The following is a 22858-nucleotide window of genomic DNA, read 5'->3' as shown; positions in this document are numbered from 1 at the left end:
GTTGGCATGGCGAACATGTTTGCCCTGATTCTGGTGATTGCCACACTGGTCACGGGCCTGTTGTGGTGCGTTGATAAGTTTATCTTCGCGCCCAAGCGGCGGGAACGCCAGGCGGCAGCGCAGGTTGCCACCGGCGAAGCGCTGGATAAAAAGACGCTGAAGAAAGTGGGCCCGAAACCGGGCTGGCTGGAAACCGGCGCGTCGGTCTTCCCGGTGCTCGCCATCGTGCTGATCGTACGTTCATTTATCTATGAACCGTTCCAGATCCCGTCTGGTTCGATGATGCCAACGCTGCTGATCGGCGACTTTATCCTGGTGGAAAAATTCGCCTACGGGATTAAAGATCCGATTTACCAGAAAACGTTAATTGAAACCGGCCATCCGAAACGTGGCGACATCGTGGTGTTTAAATACCCGGAAGACCCGCGTCTTGATTACATTAAGCGTGCTGTGGGTCTGCCAGGGGATAAAGTTACTTACGATCCGATTGCCAAACAGGTGACCATTCAGCCAGGATGCAGCTCTGGTCAGGCGTGCGGTAGCGCGCTGCCGGTCACTTACTCCAACGTTGAACCGAGCGATTTCGTCCAGACCTTCTCCCGCAGCAACGGCGGTGAAGCGACCAGTGGTTTCTTTGAGATGCCGCAGGGTGAAAGCAAAGCCGACGGCGTACGCCTGACGCAGCGCCAGGAGACGCTGGGTGATGTTAATCACCGTATCCTGACCGTACCCATCGCGCAGGATCAGGTCGGCATGTATTACCACCAGTCAGGTTTGCCGCTGGCAACCTGGATCGTCCCACCGGGCCACTACTTCATGATGGGTGACAACCGCGACAACAGCGCGGACAGCCGTTACTGGGGCTTTGTGCCGGAAGCGAACCTGGTCGGTAAAGCTACCGCTATCTGGATGAGCTTCGAAAAACAAGAGGGTCAATGGCCAACCGGCGTGCGCTTAAGCCGCATCGGTGGGATCCATTAATTCTTAGTCTGACTTCACGTGGCGGCTGAATAGCCGCCACGTGAATTATTTCGTGTTTTAATCCATTCAAACTAACGACATCCCTTGTCGTTGCGTATAGAATATCCCCCCGAAGTTTCGGATGTCTCTTATCTGGGACACGGCACACGAAACCGCATTGGTTTCCTTCAGGTCTGTTTCGTGTGCTGCATTTTTGACGCATTTATTTATTTGGTATCGCATGAACCCCATCGTAATTAATCGGCTTCAACGGAAGCTGGGCTACACTTTTGTTCATCAGGAACTGTTGCAACAGGCATTAACGCACCGCAGTGCCAGCAGCAAGCACAACGAGCGCTTAGAATTTCTGGGCGATTCAATTTTAAGCTATGTGATCGCGAATGCGCTCTATCACCGCTTCCCACGCGTGGATGAAGGCGATATGAGCCGTATGCGTGCGACGCTGGTTCGCGGCAATACGCTGGCGGAAATCGCCCGTGAATTTGAGCTGGGTGAATGCCTGCGCTTAGGGCCGGGTGAACTGAAGAGCGGCGGCTTCCGTCGGGAATCTATTCTCGCTGATACGGTTGAAGCGCTGATTGGCGGGGTGTTCCTCGACAGCGATATTCAGAACGTTGAGAAGCTGATCCTCTCCTGGTACCAGACGCGTCTGGATGAAATCAGCCCAGGCGATAAGCAAAAAGATCCGAAAACGCGTCTGCAGGAATATCTGCAGGGTCGTCACCTGCCGCTGCCGTCTTATCTGGTGGTTCAGGTGCGCGGTGAAGCACACGATCAAGAATTTACTATCCACTGCCAGGTTAGCGGCCTGAGTGAACCGGTGGTCGGCACAGGTTCCAGTCGTCGCAAGGCGGAACAGGCTGCCGCCGAACAGGCGTTGAAAAAGCTGGAGCTGGAATGAGCGAAGAAAAAACTTACTGCGGATTTGTTGCCATCGTCGGTCGTCCGAACGTCGGCAAATCCACGCTGCTGAACGAACTGCTGGGGCAGAAGATCTCCATCACTTCCCGTAAAGCGCAGACTACGCGTCACCGTATCGTCGGTATTCATACCGAAGGCGCGTACCAGGCTATCTACGTTGATACCCCGGGTCTGCACATGGAAGAGAAGCGTGCGATCAACCGCCTGATGAACAAAGCGGCGAGCAGTTCCATCGGTGACGTTGAGCTGATCATTTTCGTGGTTGAAGGCACCCGCTGGACGCCTGACGACGAGATGGTGCTGAACAAACTGCGCGGCGGTAAAGCGCCGGTGATTCTGGCCGTGAACAAAGTGGATAACGTTCAGGAAAAGGCGGATCTGCTGCCACACCTGCAGTTCCTCGGCAGCCAGATGGACTTCCTCGATATCGTACCGATGTCTGCAGAGACCGGTCTGAACGTGGATACCATCGCGAGCATCGTGCGTAAGCACCTGCCTGAGGCGATTCACCACTTCCCGGAAGACTACATCACCGACCGTTCACAGCGCTTTATGGCCTCTGAAATCATCCGTGAAAAACTGATGCGTTTCCTGGGCGCGGAGCTGCCGTACTCGGTCACCGTTGAAATCGAACGCTTCGTCTCTAACGAACGCGGCGGTTATGACGTCAACGGCCTGATTCTGGTTGAGCGTGAAGGGCAGAAGAAGATGGTGATTGGTAACAAAGGTTCCAAGATTAAAACCATCGGTATTGAAGCCCGTAAAGACATGCAGGAGATGTTCGAGGCGCCTGTTCACCTGGAACTGTGGGTGAAAGTGAAATCTGGCTGGGCCGATGACGAGCGCGCACTGCGTAGTCTCGGTTATACCGACGATCTCTGAGAATAACCCCCGATGGAAGGCTGGCAGCGCGCTTTCGTCCTGCATAGTCGTCCCTGGAGCGAAACCAGTTTAATACTGGACGTCTTCACGGAAGAGTCGGGTCGCGTGCGCCTTGTTGCTAAAGGCGCACGTTCCAAACGCTCCAACCTCAAAGGTGCGCTTCAGCCCTTTACCCCTTTATTAGTTCGCTTTGGCGGGCGTGGCGAAGTCAAAACGCTGCGCAGCGCGGAAGCTGTCTCGCTGGCACTCCCTTTAAGCGGTATTACGCTCTATAGCGGCCTGTACGTTAACGAGTTGCTCTCTCGCGTACTCGAGCACGAAACCCGCTTCTCTGAACTGTTCTTCGATTACCTGCACTGCATTCAGGCGCTGGCCGGTGCCACGGGCTCCCCTGAGCCAGCGCTGCGTCGCTTTGAGCTGGCGCTGCTGGGGCATCTTGGCTACGGCGTGGATTTTCTCCACTGCGCGGGTAGCGGCGACGAGGTGGATGACACCATGACCTATCGCTACCGTGAAGAGAAAGGGTTTATCGCAAGCGTCGTGATTGATAACAACACCTTTACTGGGCACCACCTGAAAGCGCTGGCAAACCGGGAATTTCCTGATGTGGATTCGCTGCGCGCCGCGAAACGCTTTACCCGCATGGCGCTGAAGCCGTATCTTGGTGGCAAGCCGTTAAAGAGCCGCGAGTTGTTTCGCCAGTTTGTACCAAAGCGGTAACTCCTATTGCACTTATCCCGCTTTTCCTGCTCGCCACTTAGGGGAGAGGGCCGGGGTGAGGGGAAACGAAAGTTAAAAATAAAGACACGAGGATTGTCATGGCTGAATTACTGTTAGGCGTCAATATTGACCACATTGCCACCCTGCGTAACGCGCGCGGCACCGCTTACCCCGATCCGGTTCAGGCGGCATTTATCGCCGAACAGGCCGGTGCAGATGGCATCACCGTGCATTTACGCGAAGACCGTCGCCACATCACCGACCGCGACGTGCGCATTCTGCGTCAGACGCTGGACACTCGCATGAACCTGGAGATGGCCGTCACCGAAGAGATGCTGACCATCGCCTGCGAAACCAAGCCGCATTTCTGCTGCCTGGTACCGGAAAAGCGCCAGGAAGTGACCACCGAAGGCGGTCTGGACGTCGCCGGCCAGCTCGACAAAATGCGTGATGCCTGCAAACGTCTGGCCGATGCGGGCATTCTGGTGTCGCTGTTTATTGATGCTGATAACGCGCAGATTAAGGCCGCAGCCGACGTTGGCGCGCCGTATATCGAAATCCACACCGGCTGCTATGCTGATGCCACTACCGATGCTGAACAGGCGAAAGAGCTTGAGCGCATCGCGAAAGCGGCAACCTATGCCGCCAGCCTGGGGCTGAAGGTGAATGCCGGTCACGGTCTGACCTACCACAACGTCAAAGCCATCGCGGCGCTGCCGGAAATGCATGAGCTGAATATTGGCCACGCGATTATTGGCCGCGCGGTAATGACCGGTCTGAAAGAGGCGGTGGCCGAGATGAAACGTCTGATGCTGGAAGCGCGCGGGTAATGGCGATTCTGGGGCTTGGGACCGACATCGTCGAGATCGCCCGCATTGAAGGGGTGATCGCCCGTAGCGGCGATCGTCTCGCGCGACGCGTGCTCAGCGACAACGAATGGGCTATCTGGGAGACGCACCAGCAGCCGGTGCGTTTTCTGGCCAAGCGCTTTGCGGTGAAAGAGGCCGCTTCAAAAGCGTTAGGCACCGGCATTCGCAACGGCCTGGCGTTCAACCAGTTCGAAGTCTACAACGATGAGTTGGGTAAACCGAAGCTGAGACTCTGGGGTGAAGCGAAGCGGTTAGCGGAGAGAATGGGCGTGGCACATATGCATGTGACGCTCGCCGATGAACGCCACTACGCCTGTGCAACGGTGATTATCGAAAGCTAGATTTTGTCCGCGTGATGCATCTGGACGAATTTATCCCACAGCTGCTCTTCGCTCTCTGAATGTGCCGGATCCTTAAGAATGGTATTCGGGATCGGGCACACTTTCTGACAGGTTGGCGTGTCGTAATGGCCAATGCACTCGGTGCAGCGATCGCTGTTGATCTCGTAGATGCTATCACCCATCGAAATCGCCTCGTTCGGGCATTCCGGCTCGCACATATCGCAGTTGATACATTTTTTGGTGATTAACAGCGCCATCAGGACATTCTCAGAAACGAAATAAACAGGGCGCGCATTATACGCTCATTTTACCGCCAGGCCATACCTTTTCTGTGGTAATAGCACCGCCGATCAAACCAGCTTTTTCACCAGCGCTTCGCTATGACGAATGCGTTCCGGTGCGTTTTCCAGATCCTGCTGCACCAGCCCCATAAACAACAGATCCGTCAGCATCATCTGCGCGCTGGTTGAAGAGATAGCCGCGCTGCGCGTCGCCTGCTCTTCGGCAATGGTGTACAGGCAGTGCGTCGCCCGCTGCTGAAGGGCATTGGGGGAAAAGCCGGTGATCGCCACCACTTTACCGCCTACGCGCAACATCTCATCGGCAGCGAGATTAATCTCCCGGCGCGCCCCGGAGTAAGAAATCGCCAGCATCACATCATCCTGGGTCATCGCCTGCACGGTAGCCAACAGGGCGTGCATGTCCTGCTCGGAAACGGCGTTCAGGCCGATTTTCATCAGCTTCCAGCTAAAGTTACGGGCAACCAAACCTGATGCGCCGATGCCTGTCAGCACGATACGACGCGCGCCGCGCAGCATGTTGACCGTCTCCAGCAGCTTGTCTTCGGTGTTCACGTCGAGCGAGGCATGCATCGCCGCGACGTTATCTTTAATCAGCTTTTCGCCGACCAGGCGAAGCGGGTCGTCGCCGCAAATCTGGTTATGTACCGGGACGGAGTGCGGGTTGACGTTGCTGGCGAGTGCATCACTCAGCGCCAGTTTAAGCGCCGGGAAGCCTTTAAAGCCAAGCTTCTGGGCGAACTTCACCACGCTGGATTGGCTCACACCCGCCTGGCTGGCGAGCTGCTGGGAGCTTAAATGGCGGGCTAAATCCGGCTGTGCCAGAATGAAATCAGCCAGCTTTCTGTCGCTTTGCGCCAGCTGCGGATAACGCTGACGAATACTCAGTAAACAATTCATAATAACCTCACGGGCACAATGACCACGATGTGCCAGGCCACCATTCTGCTCGTTTGCAAGAATTTTGTATTCTATTATAACGGAATATATCGAATTAAATGTGCTATGTGATTGTAAAATAGCAGCAATTCTCGGGGGGTATCGCTATCAGGCGAAACCTGAGGGGCTATCTGGTAGTCTGGTCACTGTATGGATTAACGATAACGGGAGCCGCATTTGGTCAGTCACTGTCGCCGCGTGGTGTTTTTCGACCTCGACGGTACGCTGCATCAGCAGGATCTCTTTGGTGCTTTTTTACGCTATCTGTTACGCCGATTGCCGCTTAACGCCTTACTGGTTTTGCCCCTGCTGCCGATCGTTGGCGCGGCGATGCTGGTGAAGGGGCGCGCGGCACGCTGGCCGGTAAGCGTGCTGCTGTGGGGAAGCACCTTTGGCCGACGCGAGGCAACGCTAAAGGCGCTGGAAGCGAGCTTCATCCTCTGGTTTCGTGCAACCGTCACGCCATTTCCCACCGTGCAGCAGCGGTTGGATAGCTATCTCCAGCATCAGGATGCCGATGTCTGGCTTATCACCGGGTCGCCGCAGACGCTGGTGGAACGCGCCTATGCCGATGCACCCTGGATGCAGCACGTCAACTTGATTGGCAGCCAGATGCAGCGGGGGTTTGGCGGGCGAGTGCTGTCAGTTCGCTGCCTGGGCCATGAAAAAGTGGCCCAGCTTGAACAGCGCCTCGGCGCGCCGCTACGCTTGTACAGCGGCTATAGCGACAGCAAGCAGGATAACCCGCTCCTCTTTTTTTGTGAGCATCGCTGGCGGGTCACCGCGCGCGGCGAACTGGAACAACTGGAATAGTCGGCGCTGCGCTTTGATGGATATTGTGTATAATGCGCGGCGTTTTATCATCTGGAGTCCCCACGTTGTCCGACACTGAACTGAACCACGAATACTGGATGCGCCACGCGCTTGTACTTGCCCGCCGAGCCTGGGATGAAGGCGAAGTGCCGGTAGGCGCCGTACTGGTTCACAATAATCAGGTGATAGGCGAGGGCTGGAATCGTCCGATTGGCCGTCACGATCCCACCGCGCACGCGGAGATCATGGCGCTGCGTCAGGGCGGCCTGGTGCTGCAAAACTACCGGCTGATAGATACCACGCTGTATGTGACCCTGGAGCCTTGCGTGATGTGCGCGGGGGCGATGGTGCATAGTCGTATCGGCAATCTGGTCTTCGGCGCTCGTGATGCCAAAACCGGTGCGGCGGGGTCGCTGATTGACGTGCTACATCATCCAGGAATGAACCACCGCGTTGAGATCACCGAAGGTGTATTGGCTGAGACGTGCGCGGGGATGCTCAGTGATTTCTTCCGCGAACGGCGGCAGCAGAAAAAAGCGTTAAGGCAGGCAGAAAAGGGCTGCTAGTTTTTCGAGGTGAAGCGCAGCAGCGGCGTATCGCTGTTATCGCGATCGCCTCGACGCAGGAATGAAAATATCCCCGTATCATTTTCACTATGCTGTAGCTCATTTGGCGAAACGGTAGGATAGGCTTGCGCTATCGCCATCTCTTCCTCTGCTTTTTTCTCTTTTTCCTGCAAATACCCCACCAGGCTTATCTGATACTTACGGATATTTTCGACGTAGGCATAGGCTTCATGCCCGCGGGCATAGCCGTAGGTGAGTTTGCTGTACCACTGTTTCTGGCTGAGTAACGGCAGTCGCTGCTTCACGTCGGCCCAGCTGTCCGGGTTACCCTTCTGTTTAGCGGTGAGGGCGCGGGCATCCAGCATATGGGCGTAGCCCATGTTATAGGCCGCCAGCGCAAACCAGATTCGCTCCTCTTGCGGCACGCTGTCCGGTACCTTACTCATCATATCCTGCAGGTAGCGCATCCCGCCGCTGATGCTCTGCTCGGCATCGGTACGGTCGCTCAATCCCAGGCTCTGGGCGGTGTTTTTGGTCAGCATCATCAGGCCACGCACCCCGGTTGGCGAGGTGGCAAGCGGATCCCAGTGGGACTCCTGATAAGAGATAGCCGCCAGCAGCTTCCAGTCGATTTCGCTGGCGTACTTCTCAAACAGCGGCTGCAGGTCAGGCAGCACGCTATCTACCGCGCGCAGGAAGGTGCGAGTATCAACATAGTCGAAGTCGTCACCGTGGCCGAGATACTTCTCTTCAAGGCGGGCAAGGGTGCCGTCTTCATTAATGTTGTCGAAGAAATCAAGCATTGCAGCGGAAAGCGTATTGTCGTCGTCCTGCAGGCTAAACCAGGTTACCGGCTGTTCGTCGGTCACGTCGAGGGCAACCGCCAGCTCCGGGTGTACGCGCTGAAACAGACCAATCGCCACCGAATCGGCGATGGTGTAATCAAGCTTGCCGTCGATCACCGCCTGCATCAGGTCGGCGGAGCTGCGTTTCTCATCGACGGTCCAGCCGAGGTCCGGGTATTTGTTTGCCTGCAGGTTTTGCAGATCGCTGATGACCACCTGGCCTGGGGCAATGGTGAGCTGGTCTGCGGAGACGCTGCTGAGGCTGCGTGGACGCGTATTACCAACGCGATACACCAACTGTTGTGATACCGAATAGTAAGTCGGCCCCGCCTGGTAGCTTTTTACGCGCTCGCTGTTATAGACCAGACCGGCGGCCAGCATGTCGGCGCTGCCGTTATCGAGATCGTCAAACAGCTGGCTGATGTTCTGTCGCACCGTCACTTTCAGCTTTACGCCCAGATAGTCGGCGAACTGCTGGGCGAGCTCATAATCGAGCCCGTAGTCCTTATTATTGACGACGGTGTAGGTCAGCGGAGATTGCACGGTACTGATGCGCAGTTCCCCCCGCTCTTTGATAGCGGCGATGCGATTCTCTGGTTTTCCAAACCAGGGAAGAGAGGGCCAGAGCGCCGCTGCGAGCAGCAACGTCACAAAGCCGATAAGCAGGTAATTAATCTTTAGTTTTTTCAAATGGTTAATTCACTGCGCTGTTAGAAGTTGTTCCAGATAATCTAAAGCCTTGTTACAGAATGAGCGGCATTTTGCTTAACATTGCGCCAGTTGGCAACTTATTCGAGATATGTGTCACATCTATTGATAAAGAAAAGAGATGTGTTTATTTCGACGCAAACGGTTTCGTCGGGGCGCAGGATTCTCTATAATAGCGCCCGTTCTCCCCCATTGCGCACACTGAAAGCTGAGAAGACGAGAGACTTATGATGGAAATTCTGCGTGGTTCGCCTGCACTGTCTGCATTTCGTATTAACAAACTGCTGACGCGGTTTCAGGCAGCCAACCTCCCGGTAAGCAACATTTACGCCGAGTATGTCCATTTTGCCGACCTGGACGCGCCGCTTAATAAAGAAGAGCGAGCCCGACTTGAGCGACTGTTGCAGTATGGTCCAAGCCTCAATAGCCATAACCCTACCGGTAAACTGCTGCTCGTCACCCCTCGCCCTGGCACCATCTCCCCCTGGTCTTCAAAAGCTACCGACATCGCCCACAACTGCGGCCTCTCGCAGGTTCTGCGCCTTGAGCGCGGCGTAGCGTACTACGTTGATGCCGCTAGCCTGACCGCCGAACAGCTAAGCGCCGTGGCGGCCGAACTGCACGACCGCATGATGGAGAGCGTATTTGACTCGCTGCAGGATGCCGAAAAACTGTTTGCCCATCATCAACCGGCACCGGTTGCCAGCGTGGATCTGCTGGGGCAGGGCCGTCAGGCGCTGATCGACGCCAACATCCGTCTTGGCCTGGCGCTGGCGGACGACGAAATTGACTACCTGCAGGATGCGTTCACTAAATTGGGCCGCAACCCGAACGACATCGAGCTCTACATGTTCGCGCAAGCGAACTCTGAGCACTGCCGTCACAAGATTTTTAACGCCGATTGGATTATCGACGGTAAACAGCAGCCGAAGTCGCTGTTTAAGATGATCAAAAACACCTTCGAAACCACGCCGGATCACGTGCTGTCTGCCTATAAAGACAACGCCGCGGTGATGGAAGGCTCTGAAGTGGGCCGTTACTTCGCCGACCATAAAACCGGTCGTTACGATTTCCATCAGGAGCCTGCGCATATCCTGATGAAGGTGGAAACCCATAACCACCCGACGGCAATTTCTCCATGGCCGGGCGCTGCAACCGGCTCCGGCGGTGAAATCCGCGACGAAGGGGCAACCGGTCGCGGTGCCAAACCAAAAGCGGGGCTGGTGGGCTTCTCCGTGTCTAACCTGCGTATTCCTGGCTTTGAACAGCCGTGGGAAGAAGATTTCGGTAAGCCGGATCGTATCGTTACCGCACTGGACATCATGACCGATGGCCCGCTGGGCGGCGCGGCGTTCAACAACGAATTTGGACGTCCGGCGCTGACCGGCTACTTCCGTACTTACGAAGAAAAAGTGAACAGCCACAACGGCGAAGAGCTGCGCGGTTACCACAAACCGATCATGCTGGCAGGCGGGATCGGCAACATCCGAGCCGATCACGTACAGAAAGGTGAGATCGTGGTAGGGGCGAAGCTGATCGTCCTCGGCGGCCCGGCGATGAACATTGGCCTGGGCGGTGGTGCTGCCTCTTCAATGGCTTCCGGTCAGTCCGATGCTGATCTCGACTTCGCTTCCGTACAGCGCGACAACCCGGAAATGGAACGTCGCTGCCAGGAAGTTATCGACCGCTGCTGGCAGCTGGGCGATGCCAACCCGATTCTGTTTATCCACGACGTGGGCGCGGGCGGTCTGTCTAACGCCATGCCGGAACTGGTCAGCGACGGTGGGCGCGGTGGTAAATTCCAGCTGCGCGACATCCTCAGCGATGAGCCGGGCATGAGCCCGCTGGAAATCTGGTGTAACGAATCTCAGGAACGCTACGTACTGGCGGTCGCCGCCGATCAGCTGCCGCTGTTCGACGAACTGTGCAAACGTGAACGTGCGCCGTACGCGGTGATCGGCGAAGCCACCGAAGAGAAGCATCTGACCTTGAGTGACAGCCACTTCGACAACCAGCCAATCGACATGCCGCTGGACGTGCTGCTTGGCAAAACGCCGAAGATGACTCGTGACGTGCAGACGCTGAAAGCGAAAGGTGAAGCGCTTGCCCGTGAACACATCACGCTGGCCGACGCGGTGAACCGTGTACTGCATCTGCCAACCGTGGCGGAGAAAACCTTCCTCGTGACCATCGGTGACCGTACGGTGACCGGTATGGTCGCGCGCGACCAGATGGTTGGCCCATGGCAGATCCCGGTAGCGAACTGCGCGGTGACCACCGCTAGCCTCGACAGCTACTACGGCGAAGCGATGTCTATCGGCGAACGAGCGCCGGTTGCGCTGCTGGACTTTGCTGCCTCCGCCCGTCTGGCAGTAGGCGAAGCACTGACCAACATTGCCGCAACCCAGATTGGTAACATCAAACACATTAAGCTCTCGGCAAACTGGATGTCAGCTGCAGGTCACCCTGGCGAAGATGCTGGTCTGTACGAAGCGGTGAAAGCGATCGGCGAAGAGATGTGCCCGCAGCTGGGCCTGACTATTCCGGTGGGTAAAGACTCCATGTCGATGAAAACCCGCTGGCAGGAAGGCAACGAGCAGCGCGAGATGACCTCGCCGCTGTCGCTGGTGATTTCCGCCTTTGCTCGCGTTGAAGACGTGCGCCACACCATCACGCCGCAGCTGGTAACCGAAGATAACGCTCTGCTGCTGATTGACCTCGGTAAGGGTCATAACGCGCTGGGCGCCACCGCACTGGCGCAGGTTTACCGTCAATTGGGCGATAAGCCAGCCGACGTCCGTGACGTGGAACAGCTGAAAGGCTTCTACGAGGCGATTCAGGCACTGGTTGCACAGCGTAAGCTGCTGGCCTATCACGACCGTTCCGACGGTGGCCTGCTGGTTACCCTGGCTGAAATGGCCTTTGCCGGTCACTGCGGCGTGGAAGCTGACGTGGCAACCCTCGGCGACGATCGTCTGGCGGCGCTATTCAACGAAGAGTTGGGCGCGGTGATTCAGATTCGTGCTGCAGACCGTGAAGCGGTAGAGGCGATTCTGGCGGCCAACGGCCTGGCTGATTGCGTGCACTCCCTCGGTAAAGCCGTTGAAGGTGACCGTTTCACCCTGACCGCCAACGGCCAGCCGGTATTCAGTGAAAGCCGCACTACGCTGCGTATGTGGTGGGCAGAAACCACCTGGCAGATGCAGCGCCTGCGCGATAACCCAGAGTGTGCCGATCAGGAACACGACGCGAAAGCCAACGATAACGACCCGGGCCTCAATGTGAAGCTCACCTTTGATATCGCCGCCGACGTCGCAGCACCTTACATCTCTACCGGTGCGCGCCCGAAAGTAGCGGTACTGCGCGAGCAGGGCGTGAACTCCCACGTTGAGATGGCGGCGGCCTTCCACCGTGCGGGCTTTGATGCCATCGACGTGCACATGAGCGACCTGCTGGCAGGGCGCACCGGTCTGGCGGACTTCCAGGCGCTGGTGGCCTGCGGCGGGTTCTCCTACGGTGACGTGCTGGGCGCGGGTGAAGGCTGGGCGAAATCCATTCTGTTCAACAACCGCGTTCGCGATGAGTTTGCGACCTTCTTCCACCGTCCACAGACCCTGGCACTGGGCGTCTGTAACGGCTGCCAGATGATGTCTAACCTGCATGAACTGATCCCAGGCAGCGACCTGTGGCCGCGCTTTGTGCGTAACCACTCCGACCGTTTTGAAGCGCGCTTCAGCCTGGTCGAAGTCGCCAGCAGCCCATCGCTGTTGCTTGCCGGTATGGAAGGTTCACGTATGCCAATCGCCGTCTCTCACGGTGAAGGTCATGTGGAAGTTCGCGACGGTGCGCATCTGGCTCAGCTGGAAAGCAAAGGGCTGGTGGCGCTGCGCTTCGTGGATAACTTCGGTAAAGTCACCGAAGCCTATCCGGCGAACCCGAACGGTTCTCCTAATGGGATCACCGCGGTAACCAACGAAAGCGGTCGCGTCACCATTATGATGCCGCACCCGGAGCGTGTGTTCCGTACGGTTTCCAACTCCTGGCACCCGGAAAACTGGGGCGAGGACAGCCCGTGGATGCGTATTTTCCGCAATGCGCGTAAGCAGCTTGGTTAAGTTAGACGCTTAATGCATCAAGCCCCTCTTTGTGAGGGGCTTTTTTGTTTCTGCACATCCCCAATGCCGCGTTGCTCGGCTGGGCTACATTCGGTACGGCGAAGGTGTGTCGGGAAACCCCGACATTGGTGGTATTGCGCTGTCGCTAAATGGAGACATTTAATTTAATGATTTATAAGATATTTTTATTATGCACCAATAGGTGTTGCTAATTAGCGACACAATGCCCAAAAGCGGCCTTCACCACTCTTCTGACCTGTTTAATATATTTTCTATATTTATCATTGTGTTAATTTATCGTTTTGTATTATGGCACGCATCATGCATAATATTAACCAGTGGCTCATTCACCTTCTTATGTCAGCCCCTTCGGGACGTGCTACATAAACTTCGAATGACGCACAACAAGGTGCCTGCCGTCCAGCAACTGATAATAGCGTAGCTTTATCAACCATCGGGCGAAACGTTGAGTTAGGCACCGCCTTATTCCATAACAAAGCCGGGCTTCTGCCCGGCTTTGTTGTTTCTGGCCTTTCCCTCATCGATATCCTCAGTTAGCATTCCAGTACGTTGATTTACTGAGATACCTCTTTTGAAACGCCCCTCGCTCTCTCCACGATCGCTTCGCCAACTGGTGACGCTGGCTTTCCTGCTGATTCTGCTGCCGCTGCTGGTGCTTGCCTGGCAGGCATGGCAGAGCCTCAACATGCTCAGCGCGCAGGCCGAACAGACCAACCGCACCACGCTGATGGATGCCCGACGTAGCGAAGCGATGGCGAACGTTGCGCTGGATATGGAGCGCAGCTACCGCCAGTACTGCGTGTTGGATGACCCGACGCTGGCGAAGGTTTACCAGAGCCAACGTAAGCGCTACAGCGATATGCTGGAGGCGCACGCGGGCGTGCTGCCGGACGACACGCTTTACCAGCGGCTGCGGCAGAATCTCCACGACCTGACGGCTCTACAGTGCACCAACAGCGGCCCGGAAAAGCAGGCAGTGGCGAAGCTTGAAGCCTTCTCCACCGCTAACGGTGAGCTGGTACAAGCTACCCGTACCGTGGTCTTCTCCCGTGGGCAGCAGCTCCAGCAGGCGATTGCCGAACGCGGCCAGTTCTTTGGCTGGCAGGCATTGGTGCTATTCCTGGTCAGCCTGGCGATGGTGCTGCTGTTTACCCGTATGATTATCGGCCCGGTGAAGGGCATCGAGAGCATGATTAACCGGCTGGGCGAAGGGCAGACGCTGGACGGTGAGGTGATGTTCCGTGGCCCCCGCGAGCTGCGCTCCGTCGGGCAGCGAATTATCTGGCTTAGCGACCGGCTTTCCTGGCTGGAGTCGCAGCGTCACCAATTCCTGCGCCATCTTTCCCATGAACTGAAAACGCCGCTCGCCAGCATGCGTGAGGGTACCGAACTGTTAGCCGACCAGGTGGTGGGGTCGCTGACGGCGGAGCAAAAAGAGGTGGTGGATATTCTCGACAGCAGTAGCCGCAATCTACAAACCCTGATTGAACAGCTGCTGGACTACAACCGTAAACTCAGTGAAACCGCCGTGCGCATGGAGTACGTCGCGCTGGCACCGCTAGTAGAGCTGGTGGTTTCTGCGCACAGTTTGCCGGCAAGGGCTAAACTGATGCACACGCTGGTCGACCTGCAGGCACCGGCTTGCCTGGCGGAACCGACTCTTCTGCTGAATGCGCTGGATAATCTCTACTCGAATGCGGTGCACTATGGCACTGAATCCGGTAACATTTATCTCCGCAGCCATCGGGACGGTTCGCGGATAGCCATAGACGTTATCAATACCGGAACGCCGATCCCGGATAGCGAAAAATTAATGATTTTCGAGCCTTTCTTTCAGGGGAGCCATCAGCGCAAAGGTGCGGTGAAGGGAAGCGGCCTGGGATTGAGCCTTGCACGCGACTCCGTTCGGAAAATGCACGGCGAACTACAGCTTCTCGACACCCAGGACGGCAACGTCTGTTTTCGCATCGAACTCCCGGTACCAGGGCTGGAAAAAACAACCACATGAATCGAAATCGAGTCACTATGCCCCAATTCTTAGCACGGACGAGTCGGATACCACGGCGGTGGTGCGGCGGGCTATTTGGGCTCACCTGCCTGATGCTCTCCGGATGTAATAGCGCACTGACGCCGCACAGTCTCGGCAGCAGCGCTGAAGGCAGCGAACCGCGCCAGCAGGTAGCGGATTATCTGTCGACTAACTGCGACGATATCTGGTCACTGGATGGCGATACCGCAGAGAACAATCCCCTTTACTGGCTGCGCAGCGTGGACTGCGCCAATCGTCTGTCTGCAGCTCGCGCACGCGCGGAAGCCAGCCCGCTGACGGCGGATACCTGGCAGGGCGCGTTTAAGCGCGGCATCCTGCTGGCTAATGCCAAAATCACCCCGACCGAGCGTCGGCAGGTGGTCACAGCGATTGATACCCTCAGCCCGCAAATTCCGGTCCGCATTCGCCCGCTGTACCAACTCTGGCGCGATGGGCAGGTATTGCAGCTGTCGTTGTCCGAAGAGCGTCAACGTTACAGCAAACTGCAGGAGGCCAGCGACGGCCAACTGGACGCGCTGCGCCTGCAGCAGCAACAACTACAGGGTGAGCTGGACTTAACCACCCGCAAGTTGCAAAACCTGACGGATATCGAACGCCAACTCTCTACCCGCAAACCGGGCGCCGATATGTCTCACGGCGCGGCATCTGATGAGGATAAGCATGACTAACCGTAAACCTGCGCATCTGCTGCTGGTGGATGACGACCCCGGCCTGTTGAAGCTTCTCGGGATGCGTCTGACCAGCGAAGGCTATCGGGTCGTTACGGCAGAAAGCGGCCCGCAGGGCCTCCGCGTGCTGGCGAAAGAGCGTATCGACCTGGTGATTAGCGACCTGCGCATGGATGAGATGGACGGCCTGCAGCTGTTCAGCGAAATTCAGAAAGTGCAGCCGGGGATGCCGGTGATTATTCTGACCGCCCACGGCTCTATCCCGGAAGCGGTCTCGGCGACTCAGCAGGGCGTGTTCAGCTTCTTAACCAAACCAGTGGATAAAGACGCGCTGTATAAAGCCATCGACGAAGCGCTGGAGCGCACGTCACCGGCTAACGATGAACGGTGGCGGGAAGCGATTGTCACCCGCAGCCCATTGATGCTGCGTCTGCTGGAACAGGCGCAGATGGTGGCACAGTCGGACGTCAGCGTGCTGATTAACGGCCAGAGCGGCACCGGGAAAGAGATCCTGGCGCAGGCCATTCACAATGCCAGCCCGCGCCACGCGAAGCCGTTTGTAGCCATTAACTGCGGGGCGCTGCCGGAGCAACTGCTGGAATCTGAACTGTTCGGCCACGCGCGCGGTGCGTTTACCGGCGCGGTCAGCCACCGGGAAGGGCTGTTCCAGGCGGCGGAAGGCGGTACGCTGTTTCTTGATGAAATAGGCGATATGCCCACACCGCTGCAGGTGAAACTGCTGCGTGTGTTGCAGGAGCGCAAAGTGCGCCCGCTTGGCAGCAACCGCGATCTCGACATCAATGTGCGTATCATCTCGGCGACCCACCGGGATCTACCGAAAGCGATGGCCCGCGGCGAGTTTCGTGAAGATCTCTTCTACCGCCTGAACGTGGTGAACCTCAAGATCCCAACGCTTGCCGAACGCACCGAGGATATTCCGCTGCTGGCAAACTACCTGCTGCGTCAGTCGGCGGATCGGCATAAGCCGTTCGTGCGCGCCTTTTCCACCGACGCCATGAAGCGCTTGATGGCGGCTAACTGGCCGGGTAACGTGCGCCAGTTGGTTAACGTGATTGAGCAGTGCGTGGCGCTGACCTCATCGCCGGTCATCAGCGATGCGCTGGTTGAGCAGGCGCTGGAAGGTGAGAACACTGCGCTGCCGACCTTCGTGGAAGCACGCAATCAGTTTGAGCTCAACTACCTGCGCAAGCTGCTGCAAATCACCAAAGGCAACGTCACCCATGCTGCGCGTATGGCCGGGCGCAACCGCACCGAGTTCTACAAATTGCTCTCCCGCCATGAACTGGATGCGAACGATTTTAAAGAGTAGCACCCGAAATACGTCTGATTTATGATACGGTGAGCAACCGGTTACGCGATAAAAACGACAGGAACACCATGAAAAAGATTGATGCGATTATTAAACCCTTCAAACTGGATGACGTACGTGAGGCGCTGGCGGAAGTTGGCATCACCGGGATGACGGTAACGGAAGTGAAAGGCTTTGGCCGTCAGAAAGGCCACACCGAACTGTACCGCGGTGCGGAGTACATGGTGGACTTTCTGCCGAAGGTGAAAATTGAGATCGTGGTGACCGACGATATCGTCGATACCTGTGTGGATACCATTATCCGTACCGCGCAGACCGGTAAAATCGGCGACGGCAAAATCTTTGTCTTCGACGTGGCGCGCGTGATTCGTATCCGTACCGGCGAAGAAGACGACGCAGCAATCTAATCAGTAAAAGGCGGCCATCGGCCGCCTTTTCATTACTCGTCGGCCTGTGCCAGCGTTACGCTGGACGAGCCCAGCAGACGTTTCAACGCGACCAGCACCACAATCAGCGCCACCACGCCCAGCGTCCATTCCCCCATTTGCGAGAAAAAGTGCCTATAGGCATCGATAGCCGTATCGCTAATTTGTGATTCGGTGGTTTTCTGCGCTACCACGCCTGCCAGCCAGTTAGCGACCGAGCCCGTTGCCAGCATGTAGATACCGGTCAATACGCCGGTCACTCCAGGCAGATTCAAACGGGTAATCTGCGCCATCGCCACCGGGTCAATAAACAGCTCGGCGAAGCCCATCAGCGCCAGCCCGGCGATCATCATGCCCATCGAAGCCTGACCGTGCAGCTGTGCGCCGCGTGCGTTCAGCGCCAGTAGCATAAAGCCTGCACCCATCAGCACCAGCCCGAATGCGAACTTCAGCCATACCCGCAGAGCAGAGCTAACGCTGCTTTCCGGACGCGCCAGCCAGGCCAGCACCACGCCTGCCGTCATCACGGCAATCGCGTTAACTGACTGGAAGAGGGCGGTTGGCACTTCAATGTTCAGCCAGCGACGGTTCACGAAGTGATCAATAAACAGGCTGATAGAGCTGCCGCCCTGTTGAGCCAGTACCCAGAACAGCGTGCCGGTCAGCATCAGCAAAATGATTTGCCATAGGGCGCGGCGCTGCGCCGGGAAGCGCAGCATAATGCGCGCCACGATAACGGCGGCGGCGGCGCAGACGATCGCCAGCAGATAGCCTGACCAGTCGTTTTGCAGCAGCAGGGTGAAGAACAGTGGCGCGACGCACAGCGTCAGCGCCAGCCAGCCCCAGGTCGGCAGGACAAACTTCACCGCCCGCAGCGCCGGTTTGTTCACCCCTTGCGTATGGCGGAAATGGCGATGGCCGCTTAAGAAGACGATCAGGCCAATGAACATGCCGATGCCCGCCAGCGCGAAGCCAACGTGCCAGCCGTACCACTGCGCCGCCAGCCCGCAGGCGATAGGCGCTGCGATGGAGCCGATGTTACCCGCCGCGTACAGCAGCGAAAAACCGCCGTCGCGACGATTGTCATCAGGGGCGTACATCTCGCCCAACAGACAGCTGATATTGGATTTAAACAGGCCGTAGCCGCAGATGATAATCCCCAATGCGAGGTACAGGCTCCACGTGGAATCCGATTCCACGCCGAGCACGATATGCCCAAGCGTCATCAGCAGTGCGCCGGATATGACGGCGGTTCGGTTACCGAGCAAGCGGTCGGCGAGCCAGCCGCCCAGAATAGGGGTGACATAGACCAGCGACGCGTAGGCGCTGAACAGGTCGATAGCGTGGCTGTCGTTGAAACCAAGCTGGTGGGTAAGGTAAAGGATGAGCAGGGCACGCATGCCATAGAAGCTGAAATATTCCCAGATTTGAATCGCCACGATGTAGTAGATCGCGCGCGGTTGTGAGGGTGTTTTCATGTCGATTCCTTGCTGTGTGGATGCACGAAAAAGGGAAGCGACAAGCCGCTTCCCTCTGTTGTTTTAATTATTTTTTAGCGTCTTTCAGCACTTTAACCGTGTAGCGACCATCCGCCTGACGGTAGGCGCCGTGGATGTCGGTTTCGAAGCCTGGGTAATGCGCGCCGATTTCACACAGCATCTGCAGGAACTCCAGCACCGGACGGCTCTCTTCGGTGATCATCTCGCCCGGCATAACCAGCGGCACACCAGGAGGGTACGGCAGGATCATGTTGGCGTTGATGCGACCAACCACATCATCCAGATAGACCTCTTCCGTTTCGCCGTGCAGCTCTTTCTGGAACGCTTCGTACGGGGTGATTTCCATAGCTGGCAGCACTTCAAACGCGCGGAACATCAGGTCCGGCAGGTTGTGGTGCTCAACCAATTTATGGATGCTCTGCGCCAGCTCCTGAATACGCATGTTTTCATAGAATTCAGGCGCTTCCTGGTACAACGAAGGCAGAATATTTTTCACCCGCAGGTTCAGGTCAAAGGCGCGTTTGAACTCGGTCAGCGCGCGCAGCAGGCTCAGCGCTTTGGTTTTATCAATACCGATGCTGAAAAGGAACAGCAGGTTATAAGGACCGGTTTTCTCAACAATAATGCCGCGCTCGTCGAGGTATTTGGCAACCAGGCTCGCCGGAATACCGAAGTCGTCCATGGTACCGTCTTTTTTCATGCCCGGAGTCAGGATGGTGACTTTGATCGGGTCGAGGTACATATGTTCGTTGTCGATATTTTTGAAACCGTGCCATGCGCTGTCAGAACGCAGCGGCCAGCAGTCAGGGCCGTCGATGTGCTCCGGCTGCCAGACGTCAAAGAACCAGCCTTCGGATTCGCCTTTCAGTCGTTTGATCTCTTTACGGAACTTGATTGCCCGCTCGATAGAGCCGTTAATCAGACGCTTACCGGCATTGCCTTTCATCATCGCCGCGGCGGTTTCAGTGGAGGCGACGATGCCGTAGTGCGGAGAGGTGGTGGTGTGCATCATGTAGGCTTCGTTGAAGGTCTCTTCGTTGATGTCGCCCTTCACGTGGATCATTGATGCCTGAGAGAACGCCGCCAGCAGTTTGTGCGTGGACTGGGTTTCATAAATCACTTTGCCTTCAACGCGGTCGCCGCTCATCCCACATTTACCCGCATAGATTGGCGAGAAGTTGGTGTAAGGCACCCAGGCAGAGTCGAAGTGGATGGATTTCACATCCAGCGTCTTCTTGATGTAGTCGGTGTTGTACAGCAGACCATCATAGGTGGAGTTGGTGATCACCGCATGCACCGGCCAGGTGGCGTTAGGCGTGGCTTTCACGCGCTTTTCAATGGTCGCGCGCTGGAATTCGCTCTGCGGAATACCGCCGAGAATACCGTAAGCGTTACGGGTTGGGCGGAAGTAGATCGGCGTAATATTGCTCATCATCATCAGATGCGTCAGTGATTTATGGCAGTTACGGTCGATAAGCACGGTGCTGCCCGCCGGTGCGGAATACATGCCAACGATTTTGTTCGCCGTAGAGGTACCGTTGGTCACCATGTAGCTGCGCTCGGCGTTAAAGACGCGGGCGATATACTCTTCAGCTTCTTTGTGCGGGCCGGAGTGGTCCAGCAGAGAGCCCAGCTCGGAAACGGAGATGGAGATGTCTGACTTCATGGCGTTAGGGCCGAAGAAATCATGGAAAATGCTGCCGACCGGACTTTTCTGGAAGGCGGTGCCGCCCATGTGGCCTGGAGTACAGAAGGTGTATTTGCCTTCACGCACGTATTTGAACAGCGCTTTGGTCAGCGGTGGCAGAATGGCGTCGATGTATTCGTCGGTGCTCTGGCGGATTTTCGCCGCAATGTCAGCCGCAGCGCCCAGGGCGTATTCGAAGAAGCGAACCTGCATGCGCAGGTCATTCAGGCTGACGTCCAGCGTGGAGTAGCTGTTGGCAAAAGCGTAAACCGGCATGTACTCGTTCAGCGCGCTGATCTCTTCGCACAGCTCAAGGTTGTACTTATCCCAGTCAAAGATCACGCCGCAGAGATTGGCATTATTTTCAATCAGCTTCAGCAGGTCTTCACGGTCATTCGGGTAAACGATGCGGAAGTTCAGGCCTTCCAGCGCGCGGTGAAGCTCACGAATAGGCTCTTCTTTAAAATAGACGCCCATGTGGTTCATGATAGCAATAACGTTCATAGTCATAGTCATGTTTCCGGATAAAGAAGGCCCCTCCCGCCACGATGTGGCAGGTGAAGGAGGAGCCTTTAGAGAAATTAGGGGATGATTACAGCGCTTGAGCCGTGTTGTTTTCGTCGTCGTTATGCTGACGCTGGTGCATTTTGCGACCGTAGAACATCAGGATAACGAGGCTGACGATGAAGGTACCGGACAGTTCGAAGGAGCTTGCACCCATCAACGCGATGAAGCAGAACGCACAGCCCAGCACGGAGCAGATAAGGCTGACGAAGTTACGAACGTTGATGCCTTCGAAGCGAATCAGGTCAACGCAGGAGTAGAAGTAAGGCAGCATGGTCAGCAGCACGGCGATACCGGTCAGTTCACCGAACAGGTCAGAAGCTTTACCGCCGTTGGAGTTCATCACGGTGATGATGATCATCAGACCGGTCATTTTCAGGCCAGCTAACAGCAGACCTTTTTTAGGAATGCCGTTTTTATCGAGTTCGCCATACACTTTCGGGAAGTTACCGTCGTTGGCGGCACGCACACCCGCCTGACCTACCAGCATCATCCAGGAGCCCAGAGAAGTCAGGCACGCAAAGGCGGTGAAGGCGGAAACCAGCGGTGCGGCCCAGCTACCCAGAATGGTTGAGGCGCTGACGGCAAACGGCGCACCGGAAGAGGCCATCACGGAAGCGGGATACATCCCGGAGATAACCTGAGTGGCAGCGATATAAACGATACCGGCCAGCGCGGTACCGAGCATGGTTGCCATGGGTACGGTACGTTTCGGGTTTTTCACCATGCCGGTGCTCACTGCGGCAGATTCCACGCCGACGAACGCCCACAGGCACAGCAGAATACTTTTAATCACCGCGTGTGGATCGGTCGTGGTAGAGGTGTTCCAGTTGGCGTGGTAGGTCGCCATGTCAAACCAGTGCCAGCCCACCACGGCGGTCAGTACAACCGGGATCAGCACCAGGAACAGGCCGATAGTGGTCAGACGGCTCACCCAGGTACCGCCCAGCATGTTGATAAAGGTGAACAGCCACACGATGGCGATACACGCGATACCGGCAGGAATCGGGTCGTTTAATACCGGGAAGTAGGTGGATAAATAAGAGACGGCGGTAATACCGATGGCCAGGTTACCGATCCAGTTGGCATGGTAATAAAGGACGCCGGTCTGGAAGCCGAAAGCGGGAGATAATTCACCAGCGTACGCAATGGGGCCACCCTGCTGTGGGTTCTTGGTTGCCAGTCGAGCGTAAACGTAAGCCAGTGACATGGCACCAATAATAGAAATAACCCAGCCCCAAATGGCAATACCACCGATGCTGGCGAGGTTCGCGGGTAATAATGCGATACCGCTCCCCATCATATTCCCGGCAACAACGCCGGTACAGGCAAATAGCCCGATCTTTTTGGCAGAACTCATGTTCGTTTCTCCTGAACAGTATTTTTAGGACCGGATCGCGAGATGAGAAATGACGAATGACCCGACCAACTGACGGCAATTATTACTGAGCAGGCTAAGAGAAGTCCTAAAGTAAAGGTGAAGTAAAAACAAACATAGAAAAAATGAGGTCTTTACCTTTTTAACGTAACACGTCAGGATAAAAACTTTATATCAGGAAAAGATAAATAGTGACTAATTACAATTGGTTAGGTGGTGGTATTTTAAGAGGGTTGA

At 56.4% G+C, this 22858-nt stretch carries 19 protein-coding genes; 13 read left to right on the top strand and 6 right to left on the bottom strand.

All coding sequences use genetic code 11. The features are described from left to right. Positions 1-6 precede the first annotated feature (6 nt). The 6 genes from lepB to acpS all read left to right on the top strand — a co-directional run bounded on the left by lepB (position 7) and on the right by acpS (position 4714). Positions 7-981, top strand: coding sequence for a signal peptidase I (lepB, locus tag AB2B48_RS12310; RefSeq protein ID WP_185670084.1), 975 nt, complete (start codon positions 7-9; stop codon positions 979-981). Positions 982-1201: 220 nt separating this feature from the next. Further along, positions 1202-1882, top strand: coding sequence for a ribonuclease III (rnc, locus tag AB2B48_RS12305; RefSeq protein WP_015963393.1), 681 nt, complete (start codon positions 1202-1204; stop codon positions 1880-1882). Beyond that, the gene (gene era / locus AB2B48_RS12300; protein WP_220438331.1) at positions 1879-2784 is read left to right on the top strand and encodes a GTPase Era; all 906 of its coding nucleotides are present in this window, start codon (positions 1879-1881) and stop codon (positions 2782-2784) included. The genes rnc and era overlap by 4 nt, the downstream gene beginning before the upstream one ends. A 12-nt stretch (positions 2785-2796) precedes the next feature. Further along, positions 2797-3504: a DNA repair protein RecO gene (gene recO / locus AB2B48_RS12295; protein WP_185670086.1), complete on the top strand. Its 708-nt coding sequence runs from the start codon at positions 2797-2799 to the stop codon at positions 3502-3504. A gap of 98 nt (positions 3505-3602) precedes the next feature. Continuing rightward, entirely contained in the window at positions 3603-4334 is a 732-nt protein-coding gene (pdxJ, locus tag AB2B48_RS12290; protein WP_368301885.1) for a pyridoxine 5'-phosphate synthase, read from the top strand. Continuing rightward, complete coding sequence (acpS, locus tag AB2B48_RS12285; protein WP_220438323.1) at positions 4334-4714, top strand: holo-ACP synthase; 381 nt, start codon at positions 4334-4336, stop codon at positions 4712-4714. The genes pdxJ and acpS overlap by 1 nt, the downstream gene beginning before the upstream one ends. On the opposite strand, the gene AB2B48_RS12280 is transcribed toward acpS, so the two are convergent. Next, positions 4711-4971, bottom strand: a complete 261-nt coding sequence (locus AB2B48_RS12280; protein WP_220438321.1) for a YfhL family 4Fe-4S dicluster ferredoxin — start codon at positions 4969-4971, stop codon at positions 4711-4713. The genes acpS and AB2B48_RS12280 overlap by 4 nt on opposite strands. Before the next feature lie 93 nt (positions 4972-5064). Continuing rightward, positions 5065-5913 (bottom strand): MurR/RpiR family transcriptional regulator, encoded by an 849-nt coding sequence (locus AB2B48_RS12275; protein ID WP_368301884.1) that lies wholly within the window; start codon positions 5911-5913, stop codon positions 5065-5067. A 216-nt stretch (positions 5914-6129) separates the two neighbouring features. Here AB2B48_RS12275 and yfhb point away from each other — a divergent pair, with 216 nt between their 5' ends. Both yfhb and tadA read left to right on the top strand, forming a co-directional pair. Continuing rightward, positions 6130-6765 carry a phosphatidylglycerophosphatase C gene (gene yfhb, locus AB2B48_RS12270; RefSeq protein ID WP_368301883.1) on the top strand — a complete coding sequence of 212 codons (636 nt, stop codon included), beginning with the start codon at positions 6130-6132 and terminating at the stop codon, positions 6763-6765. A gap of 65 nt (positions 6766-6830) precedes the next feature. Next, positions 6831-7331 carry a tRNA adenosine(34) deaminase TadA gene (tadA, locus tag AB2B48_RS12265; RefSeq protein ID WP_368301882.1) on the top strand — a complete coding sequence of 167 codons (501 nt, stop codon included), beginning with the start codon at positions 6831-6833 and terminating at the stop codon, positions 7329-7331. Here tadA and mltF read toward each other — a convergent pair. Continuing rightward, positions 7328-8866: a membrane-bound lytic murein transglycosylase MltF gene (gene mltF, locus AB2B48_RS12260; RefSeq protein ID WP_368301881.1), complete on the bottom strand. Its 1539-nt coding sequence runs from the start codon at positions 8864-8866 to the stop codon at positions 7328-7330. The genes tadA and mltF overlap by 4 nt on opposite strands. A gap of 245 nt (positions 8867-9111) precedes the next feature. Here mltF and purL point away from each other — a divergent pair, with 245 nt between their 5' ends. The 5 genes from purL to glnB all read left to right on the top strand — a co-directional run bounded on the left by purL (position 9112) and on the right by glnB (position 17475). Continuing rightward, positions 9112-12999: a phosphoribosylformylglycinamidine synthase gene (purL, locus tag AB2B48_RS12255; RefSeq protein WP_368301880.1), complete on the top strand. Its 3888-nt coding sequence runs from the start codon at positions 9112-9114 to the stop codon at positions 12997-12999. A gap of 592 nt (positions 13000-13591) precedes the next feature. Further along, positions 13592-15028 (top strand): sensor histidine kinase, encoded by a 1437-nt coding sequence (locus AB2B48_RS12250; RefSeq protein ID WP_368301879.1) that lies wholly within the window; start codon positions 13592-13594, stop codon positions 15026-15028. Further along, positions 15025-15738, top strand: coding sequence for a two-component system QseEF-associated lipoprotein QseG (qseG, locus tag AB2B48_RS12245; protein ID WP_185668871.1), 714 nt, complete (start codon positions 15025-15027; stop codon positions 15736-15738). The genes AB2B48_RS12250 and qseG overlap by 4 nt, the downstream gene beginning before the upstream one ends. After that, entirely contained in the window at positions 15731-17068 is a 1338-nt protein-coding gene (gene glrR, locus AB2B48_RS12240) for a two-component system response regulator GlrR (protein ID WP_220438314.1), read from the top strand. Before qseG ends, glrR begins: the two co-directional genes overlap by 8 nt. Positions 17069-17136: 68 nt before the next feature. Beyond that, positions 17137-17475: a nitrogen regulatory protein P-II gene (gene glnB, locus AB2B48_RS12235; RefSeq protein WP_002914032.1), complete on the top strand. Its 339-nt coding sequence runs from the start codon at positions 17137-17139 to the stop codon at positions 17473-17475. A gap of 32 nt (positions 17476-17507) precedes the next feature. On the opposite strand, the gene dtpD is transcribed toward glnB, so the two are convergent. The 3 genes from dtpD to cadB all read right to left on the bottom strand — a co-directional run bounded on the left by dtpD (position 17508) and on the right by cadB (position 22603). Further along, a complete protein-coding gene (gene dtpD, locus AB2B48_RS12230; protein ID WP_368301878.1) occupies positions 17508-18971 on the bottom strand; it encodes a dipeptide permease DtpD in 1464 nt (487 codons plus the stop codon). 67 nt (positions 18972-19038) lie between these two features. Continuing rightward, complete coding sequence (gene cadA, locus AB2B48_RS12225) at positions 19039-21183, bottom strand: lysine decarboxylase CadA (RefSeq protein ID WP_185668936.1); 2145 nt, start codon at positions 21181-21183, stop codon at positions 19039-19041. 88 nt (positions 21184-21271) lie between these two features. After that, positions 21272-22603, bottom strand: coding sequence for a cadaverine/lysine antiporter (cadB, locus tag AB2B48_RS12220; protein WP_185668874.1), 1332 nt, complete (start codon positions 22601-22603; stop codon positions 21272-21274). Between the last annotated feature and the right edge of the window lie 255 nt (positions 22604-22858).

This window comes from Kluyvera sichuanensis, from assembly GCF_040930405.1.
Taxonomy (GTDB): Bacteria; Pseudomonadota; Gammaproteobacteria; order Enterobacterales; family Enterobacteriaceae; genus Kluyvera; species Kluyvera sichuanensis.
This window is presented reverse-complemented; position numbering and strand designations above follow the sequence as displayed.